Annotated in this window: 22 protein-coding genes; 11 read left to right on the forward strand and 11 right to left on the reverse strand. The window is 68.5% G+C overall.

Going from position 1 to position 23,160, the window contains the following annotated elements; all coding sequences use genetic code 11:
- Positions 1-4 precede the first annotated feature (4 nt).
- Both V1457_RS23935 and V1457_RS23940 read left to right on the forward strand, forming a co-directional pair.
- Positions 5-325 (forward strand): 2Fe-2S iron-sulfur cluster-binding protein, encoded by a 321-nt coding sequence (locus V1457_RS23935; protein WP_200073491.1) that lies wholly within the window; start codon positions 5-7, stop codon positions 323-325.
- Between the two features lie 30 nt (positions 326-355).
- Positions 356-1,459 carry an NAD(P)-dependent alcohol dehydrogenase gene (locus tag V1457_RS23940; RefSeq protein WP_200073492.1) on the forward strand — a complete coding sequence of 368 codons (1,104 nt, stop codon included), beginning with the start codon at positions 356-358 and terminating at the stop codon, positions 1,457-1,459.
- A 503-nt stretch (positions 1,460-1,962) separates the two neighbouring features.
- Here the strand turns inward: V1457_RS23940 and V1457_RS23945 are convergent.
- Positions 1,963-3,417, reverse strand: a complete 1,455-nt coding sequence (locus V1457_RS23945; RefSeq protein ID WP_200073493.1) for an aldehyde dehydrogenase — start codon at positions 3,415-3,417, stop codon at positions 1,963-1,965.
- Between the two features lie 492 nt (positions 3,418-3,909).
- Between V1457_RS23945 and V1457_RS23950 the strand changes: the two genes are divergently transcribed.
- On the forward strand, positions 3,910-5,580 hold the full coding sequence (locus V1457_RS23950; RefSeq protein WP_200073494.1) for an AMP-binding protein: 1,671 nt from the start codon (positions 3,910-3,912) through the stop codon (positions 5,578-5,580).
- Between the two features lie 357 nt (positions 5,581-5,937).
- Here the strand turns inward: V1457_RS23950 and V1457_RS23955 are convergent, their stop codons facing one another.
- On the reverse strand, positions 5,938-6,891 hold the full coding sequence (locus tag V1457_RS23955; RefSeq protein ID WP_338596993.1) for an electron transfer flavoprotein subunit alpha/FixB family protein: 954 nt from the start codon (positions 6,889-6,891) through the stop codon (positions 5,938-5,940).
- Between the two features lie 30 nt (positions 6,892-6,921).
- Positions 6,922-7,707: an electron transfer flavoprotein subunit beta/FixA family protein gene (locus tag V1457_RS23960; protein WP_200073518.1), complete on the reverse strand. Its 786-nt coding sequence runs from the start codon at positions 7,705-7,707 to the stop codon at positions 6,922-6,924.
- Between the two features lie 297 nt (positions 7,708-8,004).
- Here V1457_RS23960 and V1457_RS23965 point away from each other — a divergent pair, with 297 nt between their 5' ends.
- The 3 genes from V1457_RS23965 to V1457_RS23975 all read left to right on the forward strand — a co-directional run bounded on the left by V1457_RS23965 (position 8,005) and on the right by V1457_RS23975 (position 11,537).
- A complete protein-coding gene (locus V1457_RS23965) occupies positions 8,005-8,700 on the forward strand; it encodes an IclR family transcriptional regulator C-terminal domain-containing protein (protein WP_338596994.1) in 696 nt (231 codons plus the stop codon).
- A 411-nt stretch (positions 8,701-9,111) separates the two neighbouring features.
- Positions 9,112-10,332 (forward strand): CaiB/BaiF CoA-transferase family protein, encoded by a 1,221-nt coding sequence (locus V1457_RS23970; RefSeq protein WP_338596996.1) that lies wholly within the window; start codon positions 9,112-9,114, stop codon positions 10,330-10,332.
- A gap of 50 nt (positions 10,333-10,382) precedes the next feature.
- The gene (locus tag V1457_RS23975; protein WP_200073498.1) at positions 10,383-11,537 is read left to right on the forward strand and encodes an acyl-CoA dehydrogenase family protein; all 1,155 of its coding nucleotides are present in this window, start codon (positions 10,383-10,385) and stop codon (positions 11,535-11,537) included.
- Here the strand turns inward: V1457_RS23975 and dmpG are convergent.
- From dmpG to V1457_RS24000, 5 genes are read right to left on the reverse strand one after another with little or no spacing between them, the layout of a single operon-like run.
- On the reverse strand, positions 11,534-12,568 hold the full coding sequence (dmpG, locus tag V1457_RS23980) for a 4-hydroxy-2-oxovalerate aldolase (RefSeq protein ID WP_338596998.1): 1,035 nt from the start codon (positions 12,566-12,568) through the stop codon (positions 11,534-11,536). The two genes, V1457_RS23975 and dmpG, sit on opposite strands and share 4 nt — an antisense overlap.
- Positions 12,565-13,512: an acetaldehyde dehydrogenase (acetylating) gene (locus V1457_RS23985; RefSeq protein WP_338597000.1), complete on the reverse strand. Its 948-nt coding sequence runs from the start codon at positions 13,510-13,512 to the stop codon at positions 12,565-12,567. The genes dmpG and V1457_RS23985 overlap by 4 nt, the downstream gene beginning before the upstream one ends.
- Positions 13,509-14,318: a fumarylacetoacetate hydrolase family protein gene (locus V1457_RS23990; RefSeq protein ID WP_338597002.1), complete on the reverse strand. Its 810-nt coding sequence runs from the start codon at positions 14,316-14,318 to the stop codon at positions 13,509-13,511. Before V1457_RS23990 ends, V1457_RS23985 begins: the two co-directional genes overlap by 4 nt.
- Positions 14,319-14,348: 30 nt before the next feature.
- Positions 14,349-15,320 (reverse strand): alpha/beta hydrolase, encoded by a 972-nt coding sequence (locus V1457_RS23995; RefSeq protein WP_338597004.1) that lies wholly within the window; start codon positions 15,318-15,320, stop codon positions 14,349-14,351.
- Entirely contained in the window at positions 15,304-16,347 is a 1,044-nt protein-coding gene (locus V1457_RS24000) for an amidohydrolase family protein (protein ID WP_338597006.1), read from the reverse strand. Before V1457_RS24000 ends, V1457_RS23995 begins: the two co-directional genes overlap by 17 nt.
- A 231-nt stretch (positions 16,348-16,578) precedes the next feature.
- Here V1457_RS24000 and V1457_RS24005 point away from each other — a divergent pair, with 231 nt between their 5' ends.
- Positions 16,579-17,373: an IclR family transcriptional regulator gene (locus V1457_RS24005; protein WP_338605093.1), complete on the forward strand. Its 795-nt coding sequence runs from the start codon at positions 16,579-16,581 to the stop codon at positions 17,371-17,373.
- A gap of 119 nt (positions 17,374-17,492) precedes the next feature.
- On the opposite strand, the gene V1457_RS24010 is transcribed toward V1457_RS24005, so the two are convergent.
- Positions 17,493-18,554 carry an extradiol ring-cleavage dioxygenase gene (locus V1457_RS24010; protein ID WP_338597008.1) on the reverse strand — a complete coding sequence of 354 codons (1,062 nt, stop codon included), beginning with the start codon at positions 18,552-18,554 and terminating at the stop codon, positions 17,493-17,495.
- Positions 18,551-18,811: a hypothetical protein gene (locus tag V1457_RS24015; protein WP_338597010.1), complete on the reverse strand. Its 261-nt coding sequence runs from the start codon at positions 18,809-18,811 to the stop codon at positions 18,551-18,553. The genes V1457_RS24010 and V1457_RS24015 overlap by 4 nt, the downstream gene beginning before the upstream one ends.
- A 224-nt stretch (positions 18,812-19,035) precedes the next feature.
- On the opposite strand from V1457_RS24015, the gene V1457_RS24020 reads away from it, so the two are divergent.
- The 4 genes from V1457_RS24020 to V1457_RS24035 are packed head-to-tail and all read left to right on the forward strand — an operon-like array spanning position 19,036 to position 22,018.
- Positions 19,036-20,346, forward strand: a complete 1,311-nt coding sequence (locus tag V1457_RS24020) for an aromatic ring-hydroxylating dioxygenase subunit alpha (RefSeq protein ID WP_338597012.1) — start codon at positions 19,036-19,038, stop codon at positions 20,344-20,346.
- A 1-nt stretch (position 20,347) separates the two neighbouring features.
- Positions 20,348-20,851: an aromatic-ring-hydroxylating dioxygenase subunit beta gene (locus V1457_RS24025; protein WP_338597014.1), complete on the forward strand. Its 504-nt coding sequence runs from the start codon at positions 20,348-20,350 to the stop codon at positions 20,849-20,851.
- A 35-nt stretch (positions 20,852-20,886) separates the two neighbouring features.
- Positions 20,887-21,240, forward strand: a complete 354-nt coding sequence (locus V1457_RS24030) for a non-heme iron oxygenase ferredoxin subunit (RefSeq protein WP_338597016.1) — start codon at positions 20,887-20,889, stop codon at positions 21,238-21,240.
- Entirely contained in the window at positions 21,230-22,018 is a 789-nt protein-coding gene (locus tag V1457_RS24035; RefSeq protein ID WP_338597018.1) for an SDR family oxidoreductase, read from the forward strand. The genes V1457_RS24030 and V1457_RS24035 overlap by 11 nt, the downstream gene beginning before the upstream one ends.
- Positions 22,019-22,076: 58 nt before the next feature.
- Here the strand turns inward: V1457_RS24035 and V1457_RS24040 are convergent, their stop codons facing one another.
- Positions 22,077-23,087, reverse strand: coding sequence for a hypothetical protein (locus tag V1457_RS24040; protein ID WP_338597020.1), 1,011 nt, complete (start codon positions 23,085-23,087; stop codon positions 22,077-22,079).
- Positions 23,088-23,160: the final 73 nt, after the last annotated feature.

The following is a 23,160-nucleotide window of genomic DNA, read 5'->3' on the forward strand; positions in this document are numbered from 1 at the left end:
AACCGTGCCCAAGGTCGTCTACGTCCTGCCGGACGGCAGCACGAACGAGGTCGACGTACCCGTCGGGCAGAGCGTGATGGACGGGTCGGTCCGCAACAACCTTCCCGGCATCGTCGCCGAATGCGGCGGCAGCTGCTCATGCGCGACCTGCCACGTCCATCTCGACGAGCAGTGGTGGGACTTCTTCGACGAACCCTCCGACGAGGAGAACGAGTTGCTGGAGTTCGCCGAGGGAGCGCAGTCCAACTCCCGGCTCTCCTGCCAGCTCATCGTCAGCGACGCCTGCGACGGAGTCCAGGTCACAGCCCTCGACAACGACGGCTGACCCGCAGCCGAACAGATCAAGGAGTGCACGATGCAGATCACTGCGGCAGTGGTGGACCAGGCGGGTGGCGATTTCACCCCGCAAGAGGTGTCGCTGGGAGAACCCGCGGGCGATGAGGTCCTCGTCGAGGTCGTCGGTGCCGGCCTGTGCCACACCGACATCGCGGTGAAGGAGGGGCACCTGCCGTTCCCGTTCCCCGGCGTGCTGGGGCACGAGGCGAGCGGTGTGGTGGTCGAGGTCGGCTCGTCGGTCACGAAGGTCGGCAAGGGCGACAAGGTCGCGGTCAGCTTCAACAGCTGCGGTGCCTGTGTCCAGTGCAAGAAGGACGCGCCCGCCTACTGCGAGCAGTTCATGGCCGCCAACTTCGGTGGTCAGCGCTTCGACGGCAGCAGCGCGCTGAGCCGCGGTCAGGAGCAGATCGGCAGCAACTTCTTCGGGCAGTCCTCGTTGGCCACCCACGCCATCGCCCACGAACGAAACGTTGTGAAGGTGCCCGACAGCGCGCCGCTGGAACTCGTCGGTCCGCTCGGGTGCGGGGTCCAGACGGGCGCCGGTGCGGTGATGAACTCGCTGGACTGCGAGCCCGGCTCGTCGGTGCTGGTGCTCGGCGGGGGTTCGGTCGGGCTGTCGGCCGTCCTGGGTGCGGCGGCCCGCGGTCTGCGCACGATCATCGTCGCCGAACCCATGGGGCAACGGCGCGAGCTGGCGCGCGAACTCGGTGCCACGCATGTGATCGACCCGGCTGAGGGCACGTTGTCCGAAATGGTGCGGGCCGTCGCCCCCGAAGGCGTGGAGTACGCGGTGGACACCACGGCACAAGTGCCCGTGATCGAGCAGGCCGTGCTATCGCTGGGACAGCGCGGCGCGATCGGGCTGCTGGGCGTACCGGCCGACCCGGCCGCGGCACTGCCGCTGAGCCTCATTCAGACGCAGGTGACCGGCACCCGGGTGGTCGGAATCGTCGAGGGCGACAGCGATCCGGACACGTTCATCCCGCTGTTGCTGGAACTGCACGCGGCGGGCCGGTTCCCGTTCGACAAGCTCATCACCAAGAAGCCGTTCTCCGCGATCAACGAGGCGGTGGCGGCACAGCACGAGGGCGAGGCGATCAAGATCGTGCTCGTGCACGACTGACCAGCTGGCGGGAAAAGGGAGGCGGAGGCGCCGACCGGTGGGGGCACACCGGTCGGCGCCTCCGTTTTTCGCGCCTCCGAACAGAATTCACTCCTGCCGGTAGCGCACCCCGAATCCATCCCGGCGACGCGCGACGACATGGCGTGCAACGCCGCGACGCAGACGTCCCGGCCCAACGAATCTGTCCGCGTAGGACTTGGTTTGGGGCGTTTTCGGCGCACGCGCGCGAAAACATGCGTGACTCACCGGGTGCATCAGTCGCGTGCCAGCGCGGTGACGGAGCAAACAAGCCTGTGTCGCAGCGCCATGTGCGCGGTCTTCGAACGAGGCCGTGTTCGGCGAAGGCGTCATGACGGCGCGCGCCAGAATCCCTCGTTCCCAACGAGTTCGCCGCAGGCAGCACGACCCGCCCGTGCATTTCCCCGGCAGTGCGGGACATTTCGTCCCAGACACGAAGGAGCGCCCGACCGGCGAACCGGCCGAGCGCTCCTCGCGCGCTCGAACTACTGCGAGCTATCCAGGTACACCGATTGGATCCGATGATAGGCCGCCAGCCCTTCCGGACCGAGCTCGCGCCCCATCCCGCTGCCCTTGATCCCGCCGAACGGCGCCGTGGGGTCGGGCAGGTAGGCGTTGATGCCGATGGTCCCGGTCTGCACCCGGCGGGCGACGTCGAGCCCCTTCGCCGGGTCGCCGGTGAACACCGAGCCACCGAGCCCGTAATCGACCTCGTTGGCCAGTTGCACGGCACCGTCGACATCGTCGTACGGGATCACGCTCAGCACCGGGCCGAAGATCTCCTCCTGGGCGACGGTGGTCCGATTGTCCACGTCGGCCAGGATGGTCGGTTCGACGAACCAGCCCTTGCCGAGATCGTTCGGCCGCCCGCCGCCAGTGGTGATCCGCGCGCCCTCGTGCTTGCCCTTGGCGATGTAGCCCTCGACCCGCTCGCGCTGCTTGGCGGTGGCCATCGGACCGATCTGGGTCGCCGGGTCGAGCGCATCGCCCACGCTCAACGACGAGGCCAGCTGGGTGAAGATGTCCACGACCTCGTCGTATCGCTTGCGCGGCGCGAGGATCCGAGTGCCCGCGTAGCAAGTCTGCCCGTTGTTCATCAGACACGCGCTGAACAGATTCTCCACATTGGACGCCAGGTCCGCGTCCTCCAGGACGATCGCCGCCGACTTGCCGCCCAGCTCCAGCGTGACGGGCCGCAGCAACTCCCCGCAGCGCTGCGCGATGGCGCGCCCCGCCACGGTAGACCCGGTGAACCCGATCTTGTCGACCTTCGGGTGCTCGACTATGTATGCACCGATCTCCCGGCCACCGGGCACGATGCTGAGCACACCCGGCGGCACGCCGGCTTCCTCGGCTGCCTCCGCCATCAGGTAGCTGTCCAACACCGTCTCCGGGGACGGCTTCATGACCACCGTGCACCCGGCGGCCATCGCCGGGGCGATCTTGAAGAAGGCCAGCGACTGCGGGAAGTTCCACGGCACGATCGCGCCGACCACCCCGATCGGCTCGCGCCGCACCAGCGTGGTGCCGCCGAGGAGGCCGGGACGACGCTCTTCCACCTCCGTGCCCTCGGCGAGGTCGGCGTAGTACCGCAGCAGCATGGCGGGGAAAACAGCCTCCAGCTGTTGCCCGATCGCCACCGGCATCCCGTTCTGGCCGCTGATGCGGCGCACCATCTCCTCGGCACGACTCTCCAGCGATGCCGCGAAGCGGCGCATGACCTCCGCCCGGCGCGAGGCTGGCCAGTGCGCCCACCCTGAGGGGTCGTCGAACGCCGCTCGGGCGGACGTCACCGCACGGTCGACGTCGGCCTCACCGGCGTGCGGCACCTTCCCGAGGAGCTCCTCGGTGCTGGCCGAGACCGGTTCGATCGTGTCGGTCGACTGCGGTGCTACCCACTCGCCGCCGATGTACAGCTTGTCGTAGACCAGCTTGTCCATCCGCACTCCTTGCGCCTGTCGTTTTGTGCACAGCGGGTCCAGTACGCGGATGCTGCGGACCGCATCCGCAACGAACGGCCGGACCGGCCGAAGGCCCGAATGGCGGTAGCCGCACGGGATCTTGCGGCGTTCGGTCTCGCGGTGCCGCGCTGCGGCCAGAGCCGCTTTCCCCGGCATGCGTCTGCAGTTAGGCCTTGGCCGTTCCGCCCTGGATGCCGTTCTTCCGCCCCGCTGGCCCAAGTCTGATCGCGCAGGGGGTGCCGCGCCTCACCCCTGCGAGAGATTTTTCGCCTTCCCAAGGGGTGTTGTTGTGCCCGCGACCTGGGATCCGACGGCACGTTCAGCGAAGCTCGCCGCGGGTACGACGGCAGACCCCTGCTGCGCACGCAGCAGGTTGGCCGAGCCGACCGATTGAAATTTTGGTCTGACCATATTATTTTTAGCTTGTTCGAGCTTTCCGCAGGGTGCTGTCAAGTCCGAAAGAGTGTTCCCATGCTGCCAACGGCGACAGTTCAGGACCGGTACACCGACGAAGACGCGAAACGCTTCTACCGAGCCGGTTTCTGGCAGGACGCGAACCTGTTCGACCTCGTCGAAGCGCAGGCGCAAGTGCGCCCGGACAAGATCTTCGCGTCCGACGGGACGACGAACCTGACCTTCCGCGACCTCCGCGACCGCGGCGCGCGGCTGGCGCTCGGCCTCCGCCGCCTCGGGATCCGCCCGGGCGACCGGGTGGCCGTCCAACTGCCCAACTGGAGCGAGTTCACGCTGATCGCCACGGCGCTGGGCCGCATCGGCGGCATCCTCGTGCCGATCATGCCGATCTTCCGCGAGGACGAGGTCGAGTACCTGCTCACCCACTCCGGCGCGAAAGCGGCGATCACCTGCGAGCAGTTCAAGAACTTCGGATACGTGGAGATGTACTCCCGGCTCCGCTCGAGGTGCCCGGAACTCCAGGAGATCATCTCGGTGCGCAGCACCGGCACGGACGGCCGGTGCATTCCGCTCGAGGAGCTGGTCGTCTCCGATCAGGTCGCCGGCGAGGATCCGGAACTCGGCCCGCACCCCTCGCCCGACGACGGATTCCTGATCGTCTACACCTCGGGGACGACTTCGCGCCCGAAGGGCTGCTTTCACACCCTCAACACGGTTCGCGCCAGCAGTGCGGCCATCGCGCGCAGCCTGGATTACCGCGAATCCGACGTCCAATTCGGACCGTCGCCGATCACGCACTCGACCGGCCTGGTCACCAGCATGTTGCTCCCACTGCAGAGCGGTGCCGCATCGCACCTGATGGACGCCTGGGAACCGAATGCGGCGATGCGGCGAATCGCTGAGTACGGCTGCACCTCCGCGGTCACCGCGACCGCGTTCCTGGAGATGCTGCTGAACGTCTATAACCCCGACCAGCACGATCCGAGCAGCATGCGCATGTGGGTGTGCGCGGGCGCTCCGGTACCGGCATCGGTCGTGCACCGCGCTGAGGAGATGCTCGGCGGCTGCCGGATCCTGAGCCTCTACGGCCGTTCCGAGAACTTCCTGACGACCATGTGCACTGTCGACGACGCGCCGGAGCGATCTGCGACCTCGGACGGGGCGGCCGTGAAATCCGCCGGGGCGAGCGTGCAGGTCGTCGACGACCGCGGGGAGGAGGTTCCCCGCGGCACGGAGGGCGACATCGCCTACAAGGGCCCCAGCCACATGATCGAGTACTTCCGCGACCCCGAGCAGACCGCGGCCCTGTTCACACCGGACGGATACTCCCGCTCCGGGGACCTCGGGTACATGGACCAGGACGGGTACGTCCGGGTCACCGGTCGCTCGAAGGACATCGTCATCCGGGGCGGGTTGAACATCAGCGCCCGCGAGCTGGAAGAGCTCCTCGCGGAGCACCCGTTGGTCGCCAACGTCGCCGTGGTGGCGATGCCCGATGCCCGGCTGGGCGAAAAGGTCTGCGTGTACGTCGTGCCGGCCGAGCCGGCGGACCGGCCGTCGTTGGAGTCGATCGTGTCCTACCTGCGCGGGCGGAGAGTCGCGACCCCGAAGCTTCCGGAACGCCTCGAGCTGGTCGAGGAACTTCCGCTGACGGCGACCGGCAAGGTGCAGAAGCACGTGCTGCGCGACGACATCAAGCAAAAGCTCCAGGACGGCGGGGTCGTCTAAAGGCGCGCCTCGATTCCGAACTGGGCGCCACCGTCGCGGTGGCGCCCAGTTTCGTGCTTCGCACGTCCTCGGACGCGAAACGGGGGAAGGGCTACAAGCCCTTCCCCCGCCTCGGGTGCAGGTTCACATCATCGGCGTACCACCGGGGAGACGATCCCGCGGTTGCGGATGGCAGAGGCGTTCAGCCGCCGACGCACATCCGCGTAGCAGGCGCGGCAGAGCTCCCCCGGAACGAACAGCTGCCACGCCGAGTTGGACTGGATGCACTGGGAATCGGCCATCTCCTGACAGATTCCGTGGTGCCCGACCTCGTTGCACAGGCATGCGCACAGCCGCCACGTCATCACGCACCACCGTTCAGCTCTTCAGCTCGGCGACCGCGCCCGTCAGTTGTGGAGCGACCTGGAAGAGGTCACCCACGATCCCGAAGTCGGCGATCTCGAAAATCGGCGCCTCCGGATCCTTGTTCACGGCCACGATCGTCTTCGAGGTCTGCATCCCGGCCCGGTGCTGGATCGCCCCGGAAATGCCCAGCGCGACGTATAGGTTCGGCGAGACGGTCTTGCCGGTCTGCCCGACCTGGAACTGCGCCGGGTAGTACCCGGAATCCACGGCCGCGCGCGAGGCCCCGACAGCGGCACCCAGCGAATCCGCCAGCTGCTCGACCACCTCGAACGACTCCGCCGAACCGACGCCCCGGCCGCCGGAGACGACCACCGGCGCCTCGGCCAGGTCCGGGCGCTCCCCCGCCTCCGCGGGTTGGCGCCCCGTGATCCGCGCCGCCTTGCCGGCAACGCCGATGGCCACCTCTTCCGTGATCGGACTGGATGGTTCGTCCACGGGCTCGATGCTGCCCGGCAGCACCGAGAGCACGGACACTCCCGCGGTCACCTCGGCCTCGGCCAGGTACGCGCCGCCGAACAGCGAATGCGACGCGACGCCCTCGGGTCCGAGGTCCACGACTTCCGACAGCAGCCCGGAACCCAGACGCACGGCCAAGCGGCCCGCGATCTCCTTGCCGTCGACCGACGCGGGGACGAGCACCGCCGACGGCTCGCGCGTGGCGACCAACTCCGCGAGGACGTCGACCTCCGGAACCAGCAACAACCGTGCTGCCTCGGGCGATTCGGCCGCGTAGATCTTCGCGGTTCCGTGCGCGGTGAGCGCATCAGCTACCTTCGCCGCCACCCCGGGTTCGCCGACGACTACCGCGGATGGCTCGCCGAGCCGGCGAGCCGCGGTCAGCAACTCGGCCGTGACCTTCTTGACCTCGCCGTCGACGTGGTCGACGAGGACTAGAACTTCGGACATTACTGCGCTCCTCCTCGTGCGGCCCGGATTTCAGACCAGCTTCTGCGCTGCCAGGTACTCCGCGATCCGAGTGCCGCCATCACCGGCGTCGTCGAGCTTCTGCCCGGCCGGCTTCGGCGGGCGGGGTGCGGCGGCGAGGACCCGGGAGCCGGCGTGAGCGGTACCCACCTCAGCGGCGTCGATGCCCGCATCCGCCAGCGCCAGCACGGACAACGGCTTCTTCTTCGCCGCCATGATCCCCTTGAACGACGGGTAGCGCGGCTCGTTGATCTTCTCCGTCACCGAGAGCACCGCCGGCAGTTCCGCTTCCAGTTGCAGCACCCCGGCGTCGGTCTCGCGGGCAGCGCGCACGGTTGACCCGTCGAGTTCGACGCTGCGGGCATGGGTGAGCTGTGGCCACCCCAGCAGCTCCGCGAGCATCGCTGGCACCGCCCCACTCCGGCCGTCGGTGGCCTCGTTGCCTGCGATGATCAGGTCGACCGCCTCCAGCGTGCCAATCACCTTCGCCAACGCCCGAGCGGTCGCCGGTGCGTCGGTTCCCCGCAACGCCTCGTCGGAGAGGTGGACCGCCTTGTGTGCGCCCATGGACAGCGCCTTGCGGATCGCATCGGTCGCGCGGTCGGGCCCCATGCAGACCGCGGTGACCTCTCCCCCGTGCGATTCGACGATCTGCAGCGCCGCTTCCACGGCGCGCTCGTTGATCTCGTCCAGGACCGCGTCGACCGACTCGCGGTCCAGTGCGTGATCCGTCTCGGTCAACCTGCGTTCGGAGTAGGTGTCCGGAACCTGCTTGACCAGCACGACAACGTTCAACAGTCCCACGCCCTAACTCGTCGAGAGTCCGGGCTCGGGTCGAGTCGCGGGGCTCGTACCTCCGCTCGGACCAGGTGTGCCCGGCACCCGCCTACCAATAAGCCTAAAAGTAATAAAGGACTGACCAAAACACAAGTGCTTGGTGTTGCTTAGGGTCCTCAATATGATCGGTTGTCCGATAATGTGAACCAGCAACCGCGGACAACCGCGGACATGAGACGGACGACGGAGGCTCACGTGCCGCCCACACGCGCACACCGCGCCGACCCTCCCGGAACGCGAAGCCCCGAGCACCGGACCGTGACCCGGGTCGCGGCCATCCTGGAGGCCGCGGCCGCCGCCCCTGACGGCCTGCGCCTCGGGACGCTGCGCGAACTTCTCAACGCGCCGAAGTCGTCCGTCCACGGCCTGGTAAAAGGGCTGGTCGCGGTCGGTTACCTCGCCGAACGGGACGGCCGGTACACCTTGGGGCCTGCGATGACGACCGTGGCTGCCGCAGCGCGCCCGACCGTGGTCGACATGGCCCGCGCCCCGATGGAGAAGCTGCACCGCCAGTTCGACGAAACGGTCATGCTCGGGTCGATGACCGGCGAGACGCTGGTCTACCTCGACACCATCGAGTCGACCCAGGCCATCCGGTATTCGCCGCCGAAGGTGCGGCGGCACTTCGAGAACCCGTCGTCGATGATGAAGCTGCACCTCGCCGAACGGACTCCGGAGCAGCTCGACGACTACCTGCTCGCACGCATCTCGGTTCCCCAGCGCCGCAAGGAGTTGTCCGCGGAGCTGGCAGCCGTGCGCGAGCGCGGAGTGGCCTTCAACCGCGGTGACACGTTCCCCGACCTCAGCGCCGCGGCGATCGGGTTGACCGAGCGGGGCAAATTGGTGGCGTGCATCGCGGTCGGCGGGCCGAGCCCTCGCGTCAACCCGCTGCTCGACGAGATCGCCGCGGCGCTGTCGGAAGCCGCCGCAGAGATCTCGCAACACCTCACCTGACCCCGGACTTCCCCAGCACCTGCGGAAAAGCCGTCGCAGGTCAGGCGTGGATCGCGCGCCGGACGGCAGGCTCAGTCGGCCTGAATCTTGACGGGCGATCGACTATGGTCTTATGGTCCGACCGACCCCATATAGGGCTGTCGATCCGATATGAGAACGGCGTGCGGTTCGAGGTCACTGCGCGCGGTGTCGCCCGCTCCGCGCACAGCCTTGACCTGCGCTGACGCCATCGGCGACTAAGCACCACCTCTCGCGGGGTTCAGGCTGCGCGTCCTCACCGGAGTTCGCGGCGCACCGCGAACTCCGCTCGGCATCGTCGCTACTGCCGCTGCTATGCCGGAACCAGCGGCCGGAACTCGCAGGTTTTCGGCGCGGGAAACGCAGCACCAGCGAACAGGAAGGCCCCGATCGATGGCTGATCGTCGAGACACCCACAGCGCGAGTTCCGAACCCGGTCCGCTGCACGGCGTGATGGTCGTGGCGCTCGAGCACGCCGTCGCCGTCCCGATAGCCACGCGGCAGCTCGCCGATCTGGGCGCGCGCGTCATCAAGGTCGAACGCCGCGACGGCGGGGATTTCGCGCGGCACTACGACGACGTGGTCCGCGGCGGGCTATCGAGCGTGTTCCTGTGGACCGGCCGGGGCAAGGAATCGATCACCGCCGATCTCAAGCAGCCCGAGGGGCGCGAGGTGCTGCACGCGCTGCTCGCCGAGGCCGATGTGTTCATCCAAAACCTCAGCCCGGGCGCGGTCGACCGCATGGGCTTCGGAGACGAAGACCTTCGGACCCTGCACCCGCGGCTGATCGTCGTGTCGAACTCCGGCTACGGCGACCCCGGCCCCTACTCCGGACGGCGGGCCTACGACGCGCTGGTGCAGTGCGAGTCCGGAGTCGTGGCCGCGACCGGAACCGAAGACACGATGGTCAAACCCGGCTTCTCGGCCGCCGACGTCGCCAGCGGCATGCACATGTACTCCGCCGTGCTCATGGCGCTGTACCAGCGCGAACGCACCGGGCAGGGAACGGTCGTCGAGGTCGCGATGCTCGACGCGCTCACCGACTGGATCGCCAACCACATTTACTACACCCAGCACAACGGGGCACCGCCCGAGCGCGTCAACATCGGTCACCCCTCCTTGGTCCCGTACGGGGCTTTCGAGACCGCGGACGGGGATCAAGTCGTGATCGGCGTGCAGAACGACCGCGAGTGGGCGCGGTTCGCGCGCACCGTGCTGCAATCACCCGCACTGGTGGACGATCCGAGCACCGCGACCACGATCGCGCGGGCGCAGCATCGCGCCCGGGTGGACGCGCTGGTGAATGACGCGACGTCCCGACTCGGCACCGCGACGTTGCTGCAACTGCTCGACGAAGCCCAGATTGCCAACGCACGGGTGAACGGCCTCGCCGAAGCGGCCGACCACCCGCAGTTCACCGCCCGCGACAGGTGGGTCGAGGTGGACTCTCCGGTCGGGCCCGTGAACACCTTGCGACAGGTGATCCAGGAGCGGGGCAAGCAGTACCCGGCCGGTCCGGTGCCCGAACTCGGCGCCCACACCGACGCGCTCCTCGGCGAGCTCGGCTACTCCGTGGCCGCCATCGCCGACCTCCGGCGGCGCGAAGTCATCTGACCGCGAATTCCGCCGCACAGCCCGGAACCCCGACCGAGAGGCAGACTCGCATGGTTTCGTTCGCTTTCACCGAAGAACAGCAAGACTTCCAGCGGACGCTCGCCGACTTCACCCGCAGGAACCTGCTGCCGGGCTACCGCGACCGCGCCGCGTCCACGACGTTCCCGTTCGACGTCCTGCGCCGGCTCGGCGAGCTCGGCGTGCTGGGCATCGGGCTGCCCGAAAAGTTCGGGGGCACCGGTCAGGAAGACCCGATCATGCTGGGCTTGGCGACCGAAACGCTGGCCTACGGCGATGTGAACCTGGCTTCGGCGCCGGTGCAGACCGGCCTCATCGCCTCCCAGCTCCTGCACGCGGACGAGGCGGTGCAGGAACGCTACCTGCCGCCCATGATCGAAGGGCGGGAGACGGTCGCGATCGCGCTCACCGAGCCCGGTTCCGGTTCGGATGCCGCTGCGATGTCCACAGTGGCCCGTCCGGTCTCCGGCGGGTGGCGCCTCAGCGGTGAGAAGACCGCCATTTCCTGGGCCTGCAACGCTTCCGCCGCGCTGATCTACGCGCGCGATCCCGGCAGCACACGTTCGTCCGGAGTGAGCTGCTACCTGGTCCCGCTCGATTCCGCGGGCGCCGCCGTGCACCACATGCCGGGCATGGGCTGTCTGCCGCTCGGGTGGGGTTCCATCCACCTCGACGACGTTTTCGTGCCGGCGAGCCACCTCGTCGGCGAGCCGGGCACGGGTTTCCAGGCGGTGATGAGCCACTTCGACTTCAGCCGCGCAGCGCTGGGCCTGATGTGCCTGGGGGCCGCGCAGGTGAGCCTGGACGAAGCGGCCGCCTACGCGACCCAGCGCCACGCATTCGGCAAACCCATCGCCGAAAACCAGGGAGTCTCGTTCCCCCTCGCGGAGCACGCGACGTACCTCGAAGCCGCGCGATGGATGTGCTACCACGCCCTGTGGATGCGCGAGCAAGAGCAGCCGCACACGTCGCTGGCCTCCATGAGCAAGTGGTGGCCCCCGGTCGCCGCGAAGGACGCCGTGGAGGCCGCCATGAAGATCCACGGCAACCTCGGCTACTCCACCGAGTTCCCGTTGCAGCAGCGCTACCGCGACGTCATGGCGTACCTGGTCGCGGACGGGACCGCCGAGATCCAGAAGCGGATCATCGCCAAGGACGTGCTCGAGCGCGGCAGCGTGGTGTTCTAGCGCGGCGAGTCGGCGGTCAGTTCCAGGGCGATGTCCGCGATCATGTCCTCCTGGCCGCCGACCAGACCTCGCCGACCGACCTCCACCAGGATCTGTCGGGTGTCCAGCCCGTGCTCGGCAGCGGCGCGCTCAGCGTGGCGCAGGAAGCTCGAATACACCCCCGCGTACCCGAGAGTCAGCGTCTCCCGGTCTACCCGCACTGCGCGGTCCTGCAACGGGCGGACGATGTCGTCGGCGGCGTCCTGCAAGGCGAACAGGTCGCAGCCGTGCTGCCAGCCGTGCAGGTCGGCAACCGCCACGAACGCTTCGAGCGGACAGTTGCCCGCGCCGGCGCCGTGCCCCGCCAGCGAGGCGTCCACCCGGGTCACGCCCTCTTCCACCGCCACCACCGAATTGGCCACGGACAACGACAGGTTTTCGTGAGCGTGGATGCCGATCTCGGTGGCGTCGTCGAGCACGTCGCGGTACGCGCGAATCCGTTCCCGCACGTCCCGCATCGTCAGTCGACCACCGGAGTCGGTGACGTACACGCAGCGCGCGCCCGCGGACTCCAGCTGCACGGCCTGCTTCGCCAGCTCTGTCGGCGAGGCCATGTGCGACATCATGAGGAAGCCGGACACGTCCATGCCGAGATCGCGGGCCTTGCCGATGTGCTGGGCGGCGATGTCCGCTTCGGTGGCGTGCGTGGCCACCCGCACCGAGCGCACGCCGAGCTCGTGGGCGCGTTCGAGTTCCTTGACGGTCCCGATTCCCGGCAGCAGCAACGTGGTCAGCACCGCCCGGTTGACGACCTCCGCCGCGGCGGAGATCCACTCCCAGTCCGTGTTGCTCCCGGGGCCATAGGTGACGCTCCCGCCGGCCAAGCCGTCGCCGTGGGCCACCTCGATGGCGTCGACGCCCGCGGACTCCAACGCGGCCGCGATCGCGCGCACCCTGTCCGGGGCCAGTCGGTGCCGGATCGCGTGCATACCGTCCCGCAACGTGACGTCCTGGATGTACAGAGGGGGCGTGCTCTGGTGCGGTGTGCTCACGTGTCCACCTCGACGCGCTGCCGGGCCGCGTTCGCGGCGAGCTGCTCGGCCGTGCGCAGTGCGGCCGAGGTCATGATGTCCAAGTTGCCCGCGTAGGCGGGTAGGTAGTGCGCCGCGCCCTCCACGGCGAGGAATACCGAGACCTTCCAGCTCGGGCGCGGCGCGGCGTCGATCAGCGTGCCCAGCGGCTCGTCCGCGGCGACGGGCGTGATCTGCACCTGCTGCTTGAGCCGGTAGCCGGGCACGTAGCTGGAAACCTCGGCGACGGTCCGCTCGACGCTGTCCCGGATCAGTTCGGGGTCGCCGTCGCCCGCCAGGCACAAAACCGTGTCGCGCATGATCATCGGCGGTTCGGCCGGGTTCAGGACGATGATCGCCTTGCCACGGTCCGCGCCGCCGACGACCTCGATCGCCTTCGCGGTCGTTTCGGTGAACTCGTCGATGTTCGCGCGGGTGCCGGGCCCCGCCGATTTCGAGGCGATCGAGGCGACGATCTCGGCGTAGCGGACCGGTGCGACTCGGGAAACCGCTGCGACCACGGGAATCGTCGCCTGCCCACCGCAGGTCACCATGTTCACGTTGGTGGCGGTTCGGTGCGCGTCCAGGTTCACGGCCGGGACCACGAACGGCCCGATCGCTGCGGGCGTGAGGTCGACCAGCAGCTTCCCGTGGGGTTCCAGCAGCGCCGAGTTCCGCTCGTGGGCCGTTGCCGAGGTGGCATCGAAGACGACGTCCACGTCGGCGAACTCGGGCATACCGAGCAGTCCCTCCACGCCACGATCCGTCGTGGCGACGCCGAGCCGACGCGCGCGGGCGAGCCCGTCCGAGGTGGGATCGACTCCCACCATCACCCCCATGTCGAGGGAATCGGACAGCCTGATCACCTTGATCAGGAGGTCGGTTCCGATGTTGCCGGAGCCGATGATCGCGACCTTGGTCTTCACGTTGCTCCCCCTGCGTTCCCGGAGAATTCTGCGGTGACGGTCCCGAGCCCGCTCAACGTGGCGGAGAAGGACGTCCCGGCGCTGACGGGCACCATCGGTCCGAGGGCTCCGGACAGCACGATCTCCCCGCTGCGCAACGACATCCCGAGTTCGTAGCAGGTGCGGGCCAGCCACAGCAGCGCGTTCAGCGGGTCGCCGAGGCAGGCCGCCCCGCTTCCGCTGCTGACCGTCCGGCCCTGACCATCGACCATGGTCATCTCCACTTCCCGCAGATCCGCGCCGGCGAAGTCGAACTGGGTCCCGCCGAGGACGAACATTCCGCTGGAAGCGTTGTCCGCGACGGTGTCGGAGAAGCTGATGTCCCACCCCGCGATCCGGCTGTCCACGATTTCCAGGGCAGGCACCGTCCCCGCGACGGCCTCGCGCGCCGAGGCGAGATCGATGTGCGGGCCGTCGAGGTCGGTGCCGAGCACCAACGCGATCTCCGCCTCGATCCGCGGTTGCAGCAACCGGGCGGTGTCCACAGCGGTTCCGGCAGGCACAGCCATGTCGTCGAACAGGACACCGAAGTCGGGCTGCTCGACCCCCAGCTGCTGCTGGACCGCCGGGGAGGTCAGGCCGATTTTGCGGCCGACGATTCGCCCGCCACGGTCGCTCCGGTGCCGAGTCAGCATTGATTGGACGGCGTAGGCCGTGGTCGCCGCCGCGTCGGGCAGTAGGTCGCGGACGGGCGCGCACGGCACGCGGGTCTTGGCGGCGTCCAGCAGACGCTCGGCCGCCGCCTCGATTCCGGTCAGCTCGGGCACAATTCCCTCGGTTCGTCTCGATGCGGCGGATCAGCCGCGTTTGATCAGGGGCAGCTCGGGGCGCCGGTCGGAGACGCCAGCTTCGTCGGCCAGCTCTCCCGGCACGGTTCCGTGCGCGAAGAACTCGTGGAAGACCGGGTTGAACAGGTCCGGCCGGTCCGTCTGGCCCTGGTGGCCGCAGTCGTCGGGGTAGAAGAACTGCACGTTGGGCAGGTGGTCCTCCTGGACGTGCCCCCACTCGACCGGGGTCAGGATGTCCTGCCTGCCGTAGAGGTAGATCCCGGGGATCTCCAGCCGGTCCAGGCGCCCCTTGGTCGCCAGCCGCGCGGCCCGGTTCTGGTCAGTCCACGGGACGATGTGGCGGTACTGCAACAGCGTGGGCCAGAACTGCTGGTGGGCCTCCAACCGCTCGGCGGCCGACAAGTAGCGCATTTCGACGAGGTCGTCGCTGACCGCCTCGGGCCGGTGGATGATCGCCTCCATCATGGACCGCATTCCTTCGCGGGTGCCGTCGTAGGCGGTCATGTGGAACTGCCCCTGCGGCGGCTTGATCTCCTCCGGGACGACGTCGCCGACATCGCCGGCGATGAGCGCGAAGCTCAGCACCCGCTCCGGGTGCGCCACGGTGTAGTTCACCGTGTTCATGCAACCCATCGAGTTGCCCGCCAGGTGAAAGCGGTCCAGGCACAGCGCGTCGGCGAAGTCGTGGATGAAGTCGACGAAGTCCTCCATGCCCCGCGGCCAGTGCTCCGGCCTCGGGTCGGACAGGCCGAACGCCGGCATGTCGGGGCAGTAAACCCGGAATCCGCGCTCCCCCAGGTAGGACGCCATGAACCGCCACCCGGCCAGGCCCGACGATCCCGGCAGGCCGCCGTGCAGCAGTACCACGGCAGGACCCGTGTCACCCGAGGTCATGTAGTGGGCCCGTGCACCGTTGGCGAGACGCACCCATCGGCTCGCCATGCCCGGTGTTTCGACGAGATTCTCACTGGTTAACGCCATCAGCGTGCTCCTTCGCAGCTAGTTCGAGGGGATCGGTGGCGAGCCCCAGCAGTTCAGCGGCATTGCGGGCCAGGAAGGACGGATCGACGTGCTCGGGGAGCACGCCGGTCTGCTGTGCCGCCCGCACCGAGTTCATCGATTTCGCCATCTGGTCCGGGAAGAACGGCGCATCGCTGCCCAAGACCAACCGGTCGGCACCGAACCGGTGCACGAGCAGCCCCAGGTGCTCGTCGTCGAAAACGAGGGTGTCCACGAACAACCGGCGCGCCAACCGGTCCCGGTCCGCGGTGTCGCCGGTCAGGTTTGCTGCGAGCCGCAACCGTGGGTACGCCCATGGGAACGTTCCGCAGCCGTGCGCGAGCACGACGCGCAGTTGCTCGCGTTCGGCCAAGACTCCCCCGAACACCAGCGCCGACGCTGCGATGGCCGTGTCGGTCAGCATTCCCAGACCGAGGTCGTACGGAGCTCCGGCCCGGCGAACCACGTCCCGTCCGCCCTGCACCGGGTGCACGAACACCGCCGATGCCGTGGCATCGCAGGCATCCCAGAACCGCTCGAGATCCGGGGCGTCCAAGTCGAGCTCGCCGATCCGGGTTCCGACTTCGACCCCGTGCAGGCCGATCTCCCGGCACCGCCGGAGTTCCGCGATAGCGGCGTCGATGTCGCCCAGCGGCAGGCATCCCAGTCCGAGTAGACGCCCACCGGACTGCTCGCACGCCTCCGCGATCGAGTCGTTGGTGCTGCGCGCGCATTCCGGATCCGCGCCGGCCGCGTGCTCCATGACGACCGGGACGGGTGAGACGACCTGGTGGGAGAGCCCAGCCCGGTCCATCTCCGCCAAGCGCAGATTCACGTCCCACAGCACCGGCTCGACGGCCCGGAACGTCCTGTCACCGCGCATGATCCGCCCGCCCCCGTCTCCGTCGATCACGAGCCGGGGAGCGTCGGCATCGTGTCGGGCCGGGACTTCTCCCGCGTCGAGGCCGAAATGGTGCGCGTGCACATCGACGGCCGTGAGCTCGGGCATGGACAGCATCCCTGCGGTTCGGAGGAATCGTGGCCGCGACGCTAAAGACATCCGCGCCGCGGCGGGGCTGATGTTTCAGTGGCCGGAACCGAAACCCGTGCGGCGCAAGGAAAGACCTGGCGGGCGCGATCGGGTTAAGCTCTCCATGGTCCCGATCGGCGCCGTACGGCCCGCGCTCGTGCGCGGGTTTGCACGACGGCGGGCAGCACAAGGAGGTGCGCCGTGACCACGATGCACGAGCAGAAGCAGGAATCCCCTCCCACTTCGATCCTGTCCAAAGCGTTCGACGTGCTGGGGGCGTTCGGGCCCGACCACCGGGTCCTCACTCTCACCGAGATCGCGTGCGCGAGCGGTCTGCCGAAATCCACGGTTCACCGCTTGCTCGGTCGGCTGACCGAGCTCGGTGTGATCGAGCCGCATTGCGCGGGGTTCAAGGTCGGCTTGCCGCTGCGGCGGTTCGCTTCGGCGATGCCGATCGAAAGCCTGCGGCAGTCGGCGCTGCCACACCTGGGTGCGCTGCACCACTGGTCTCGTCGGCACGTGCACATGGCCACGCTGCGGGGCGATCGGGTGGTGTTCGTCGAGCGGATGATGGTGCCGGGGCACGAGCTGCCGTCGGCCGACCCCGGCACGGACCTGCCCGCGCACGCCACAGCACTGGGCAAAGCGTTGTTGGCGTTCGCTCCACCAGATGAGGTCGACTCCGCGTTGGCAGGCCCGTTGCACGCGGTCGCGCCGAACACGATCACGGATGCCGCGGAGTTCCGCGCCGAACTGGCCGAGGTTCAGCGGAACCGGTTCGCCGGTGCGCGCGGTGAATCGCACCCCGACGTTTGCTGCCTGGCCGCGCCGCTGCTGATCCGCGGCCGCGCGGTGGGGGCGTTGTCGGTGTCCTCGACGGCCGGAGAACGCAACAGCGACCGGGCACTCATCGATGCTGTGCGCGTGACAGCGGACCGGGTCGCCACGGACAATGCGAAGGTGCTGGCCGACGGCCACGAGGACTGGTTCCCGGGTCGGCTGTGAGCGCCTGTCCGCTCAGGAGTCGCTTCCGAGTGGTCTGCGTGGCGGTGCCGGTTGCTTACAGGTCGTTGCTGGAGCGGGCTCCGCCGCTGACCAGACAAAGACCCTACTGAAACGACGTCTCAGGAGAAGATCCCGAACGGCTTGTTCGAGTTGAACACGTCTGTGGTCACCATCGTCGACCAGCGCCGCTGCAAGCCGAGTTCCTGCACGGCGCCGAACAAGCAGAACCAGTTCAGCATTTCGTGCTGGCCGGCCGCCACGACGTCGCGCCCGCTCACCGCGGCGAGGTCGTCGAAGCGGCCCTCGACCATCAGTTGGTAGAGCCGTCGGTCGGCGGCGGTGTCCGGCCGGATGTGCCAGAGGGCGTCGGTCAGGAAGGCGTGCGACCAGCTCGACGAGGCGATGAACGCGACCCGCTCGTCGTTCCCGGCGAAGTGCCGCGCGATCGCCCGTCCCACCTCGACGCAGCGGGCCGGGCTCGGGCCGGATGGGTCGAGCTCCTCGCTGGAGATGTCGGCGAACCGGGCCAAGCCGCCCTTGCGCGCGATGGCGTGCTCGCCGTAGCAATTCACCGTGATCGGCAGCAGCCGGTACGGGAATCGCGCTCCCGCGTGGTCGTAGTCCAGGAACAGCTGGGTGTTCAGGATGGCGTGCGGGAAGTGCGCTCCATCCCGCTTGCGGTACGAGTAGGCCATGTCGACGCCGTCGTTGATGAGCCCGTCGGCGAGCCTGCGGGCGATCGCGGAGTCGCCGCGGAGAGTGATGCGGAAGTCGTCGGGCAGTCCCCAGGCGTTCGGGCTGCCGCGCTCGTTCATCACCTCGAACGCCGGCACCTCCAGGTCGTCGTAGGCGAGCACGCAGAACGGTGGCACGACCTCTTCGCGGAAGTTCTCGTACTGGTCGTCACCCCACACCACGACCACGTCTGGGGCGAACTCGTCGAGAGCGGCGCGGCACCGCGTGAGACCGCCCAGCAGGTCGGCGCGGTGCCCGGCCGCTGCGGAACGCCCCTGGTCCGCGCCCCACTCCGCGCGCATGGACGCCGGCCAGCTCGCCGGGTCCTTCTCGCGCTCGGGGATATCGGGGTCCTGCAACGTCCACCTGAGCAATCCGGCCATGTGCTCGTCCGTGCCAGCTAGCAACGGGTAGTGCGTCATGCCGAGGCCGAGGAATCGACTCATCGTCGTTCTGCTCCGTTCTGGGTTCCCCGCGGTGTCGGTGCGACGTGCGATTCCGGCATGACGACGACGCTGGATGTGCCCAGGTGCCACCAATTCGTCCCGTCTTCGTCAGGTTCGTGCGGGAGCACCTCGACGGTCGTGAACGGAATCCCATTGGGATCGTGCGTGCCCACGATGATGTTGATGTCGCAGCCGGCCGACCGGATGTGCAGGATCTTGTCCGGCCCGTCGGGTTCGTGGTGATCGACGATGCGCATCGGTGCTCCGTTCGCGGGTGGCCGCAGCGGTGCCGGAATGGCGGCACGTCGGGTTTCGCTCGACCCGGACGTTAGCCATCTGCTGCCGGACCCAGGAACAGCGGTTCCAGCGGCCGGAACCAGGTCACCAAGCTGCAGCGGCGATTCCTAGCCTGGGCTTCTCCCCCGGCCTCCCGGAGGTTCCGGGTGTGGGCAACGAAGGCCGCACTGAAACGGAGACGGGCATGCCTGATCCTCTCGTGATCGACAATCGCAAGGACTCGCTGTTCCAGGTCGACCGCGAGGTGTTCACCTCGCAGGAGGTCTTCGAACGGGAACGCGAGCTGCTGTTCGGCCCGTCCTGGTTGTACGTCGGCCACGAATCCGAGCTCCCGGAGCGCAACGATTTCCGCACCCGCGACGTGGGCGGCCGGTCGATCATCTTCAACCGCGACCGGCGCGGCGAGGTCCGGGTGCTGCTCAACACCTGCCTGCACCGCGGCGCATCGGTCTGCCGGCATCCGGCCGGGAAGGCGAAGATCTTCACCTGCTTCTACCACGGGTGGGCCTACCGCAATTCGGGCGAGCTGGTGAACGTCCCGTCCGCGGAGGACTACGCCGCATCACCGGCCGACGTGTACGGCGGTCTGCACACGCCGCGCATCGAGTCCTACCGCGGCTTCTGGTTCGTGAACTTTTCCGGCGACGCCCCGGATCTGCGTAGCTGGCTGGGTACCGCGACATACCTGCTGGACCTGGCCGTGGACCAGTCCGAGGACGGCATCGAGGTGCTCACCGGCACGCACAACTACGAACTGCACGCCAACTGGAAGCTGCTGGTCGAGAACAGCGTGGACGGCTACCACGCGAAATCGGTGCACCACACCTACTTCGAGATGATGATGGAACTCGGGCAGACCCCGCCGATGCTCGGCGATGCCGACACCAACGGCGTGCCACCGGCCGGGCTGGGAACCGAGTTCGACAACGGGCACGCCACGCTGATCTACCCGGGCAACGGCCTTCCGCTGGCCAACGAGAACGTCGTGCGCAACTTGGCCGAGCTGCGGGAGAAAGCGGTCCAGCGATGCGGCGAGTCCTACGCCACCGCGGTGTTCGACCTGGCGCGCAACAGCATCTTCTTCCCCAACTTCGTGCTGATCGACCTGAACTTCGGCATGATCCTGCGCACGATCATGCCGGTCGCGCCCGACCGCACCGAAGTCACCAGCTGGCACATCGCGCCCCGCGGCCTCGACGGCGAATCCCTGCAGTACCGCATCGACAACGCGCTCACGTTCTGGGGACCGGCCGGGCTGGCCACCCCCGACGACGTCGAGGCGCTCGAACAGGCGCAGCGCGGATTCACCGCGCGCAACGAGGTGCGCTGGTCCGACATCTCCAAAGGCCTGGGCAAGGCCCGCCCGGCGGCCAACGACGAACTCCAGATGCGCGCCTGGTGGCGGCAGTGGAACGCGCTGATGACCGGCGAGCGGTTGCCTCGCGAGGTCGACGAGTTCGTCCCGTTCGACACCCGCACACCCCAGGGAGCCTGACATGACCGCTGCCACCCCGAACGCCGCGACCGTGACCCGCAGCGAGGTCGAGGACTTCTTGTTCCTGGAGTCCGCGCTACTCGACGAATGGCGCCTGGAGGAGTGGGTCGAGCTGTTCACCCTCGACTGCACCTACGAGGCGCCGGCCACCGACGCGCCCGCGTCCGATCCGGGTCAGACCTGGTCGTTGATCCACGACCGGCGGACGATGCTGGAACAGCGCGTGATCCGCCTCAAGAAGCCGGAGGCGCACGCAGAGTTCCCGCACTCGCAGACCAGTCGCATCGTCGGCAACGTCCGCATCCTCGACCGCGGTCCGGATGCCGTGTCGGTGTCGGCGAGCTTCCTCGTCTCCCGCATGAAGGCCGGAAAGTTCGACCAGTACGCCGGCCACTACTACTACGCCCTGGTGCCGGGCGCGGACGGGTTCAAGATCCGGCGCAAGAAGGCGGTGCTGGCCCACGACCGCCTCGCTCCCCAGGGCAAGATCTCGTTCGTCCTGTGACGAACGGCGCGCGTCCACACCAGGAGGATTTACCGATGAGCGAGCCGAGCGCGGTTTCGGACCGGGTTCTCGCGTGCGAGGCCGACGAACTCGCCGACGGAGAGTCGATGACGGTCGAGCCCGACAGTGGCGAGGCGATCGCCGTCTACCGCGTCGACGGGCAATTCTACGCCACCGCGGACATGTGCACGCACGAGGAGTGGTCGTTGGGTGAGGAAGGCGAACTGTGCGGCTTCGAGGTCACCTGCACGCTGCACAACGCGAAGTTCGACATTCGCGACGGAACGGCGTTGTGCTTCCCCGCCACGGTCGCCCTGCGCCGCTACCCCACGACCGTGGAGGCCGGGAAGGTCTACGTGCTGACCGAGGAGTCCGCTGGTGAGAGCTGAGCGGTTCACCGGCCGCGTCGCCGTCGTCACCGGTGGCGCCAGCCCCATCGGTTTCGGGATCGCGGCGCGACTGGCCGACGAGGGCGCCACACTCGTGCTGGGCGATGTCGATACGGACCGGTTGCGGACCGCGGCGGTCGAGCTGGCATCGGACCGACAGGGCCGGATCCGGACCGTCTCCGGGGATCTCAGCGAACGCGCGGACGCCGAACGGCTGATCGCGACCGCCGCGGAAACGGCCGGACGCCTGGACATTCTGGTCAACTGCGCCGGCGGCGGCGTGATCCTGCCGACCCCCGAACACACCGAAGACACGGTGCGAGCGACGATCGACCGGAACCTCTGGACGACGCTGCACTGCACGCTGGCCGTGCTGCCGATCATGTCCGGGGCCGGGTACGGAAGGATCGTCAACATCGGTGCGGAATCGGTGCGCAACGGCCTCTACCGGCACGCGGTGTACAACGCCGCGAAGGGCGGGGTGCACGCGTTCGCCACCGGCCTCGCACGCGAGTACGCCGAGCGGGGTATCACGGTGAACACCGTCGCGCCGGCGTGGATCAGCACTCCGGAGGCGGATGCCCGGATCGTGGCCGCCCCCGAGGCGGAACGTCGCGACATGGCGGAGTTTTTCGCGCAGATCAGGTCCACGATCCCGATGGGCCGTCCGGGGACGGTGGCCGAGGTCGCCGCGGCGGTCGCGTTCGTCGCCGCGGAAGAGGCGTCCTACGTGACCGGGCAGACGATCAGCGTCAACGGCGGCAGCTCCATGCTTTGATCCCGTCCTCGGAGGAGCGGGCCTGCCCAGCCGGCTCGCTCCTCCGTCCTCGCTGGTCTCAGGCGAGGGTCGGGCGGTATGTGTAGGACGTGCTGCGGCTGAGCGCGAATTCGAAGATCCCCGTGCCGCGAACCCCGTTCCAGCGGTAGGACGCCAGCCGGTCGGTCAACGGCGAGTCGAGGGTCCGCTGGTGGACCGACCCATCCAGCGGGTAGGTGTCGTGCTCCAGGTGGTCCCGGCCCATCCGGCGCCCGTGGTGCCCGCCGTACCCGCCACCCGCCATGAAGCCGCCACCGGCCGTGGCGTCCACGTCGATCAGGTATGTCGTGCCGCGCTTGGTCACCACTTCCACGGTGCCGTCACGCAGGTCGAGCCCGTCGAAGCGGAGGTCGTGCCGGACGTCGACGACGGCGTCGAGGACGCCGTGCTCGTGCAGCACCGCACCTTCCAGCAGCAGTCGTCCGCCGCCGCGGTCCTCGACCAGCAGGAGGCTGACCGAGCGGTCCGGGAACTGCGCCTGGAACCACGCGTGCATCCCCTGGCCTCCCGAGAGGTTCCGCACGCCCCGGGACCGGTCCCGCTGGCCGTACCAGCCGTTGACCCGGTGCACCTCGCCGTCGAGCAGCAGCGTGCCTTCGTAGCGCCCGGACTGCACGAGGTGTTCGAAGTCGGTCGTCGCCGCGTCGGCGTTGTTCACCGCCACATCCCCGAGCCAGTACGGGGTGCGCGCCCGCCAGATCACGTCGTACTCCATGCCGGTCGGGTTGGGGGCGAGCCGGAGCCGCCAAGCCCGGTTCGGCTCGAGCACCTCGAACCGCAGCGGGCCGGCGCCTCGTCCTCCCGTGGCGCTGAGTTCGGTGGAGAACCGGACGTTGCGCTGCTCGGTGTCCGTGGTGACGATCGCGAAGCCGTCGGCGACGTCCTTTGCCGGGTAGTGCCCGAACCCCGTGATCACCGACGGTGCGGTCTCCCAGGTCGGATGGAGGTTGAACATGAAGCGGTCGAAGAACCGCTCGGGCACGCCCGTCGCGCCGGGTTCGACCAGGTCGTCGTGGAATTCCTCGCTCATCGGTTCTCCTTCCGACCGGTATCCGGTCTCCTGCTTCGAATCGGCGCGGGCAGCCCGACCGCCGACGACTTTC

This window comes from Saccharopolyspora sp. SCSIO 74807, from assembly GCF_037023755.1.
GTDB classification, from domain to species: Bacteria; Actinomycetota; Actinomycetes; order Mycobacteriales; family Pseudonocardiaceae; genus Saccharopolyspora_C; species Saccharopolyspora_C galaxeae.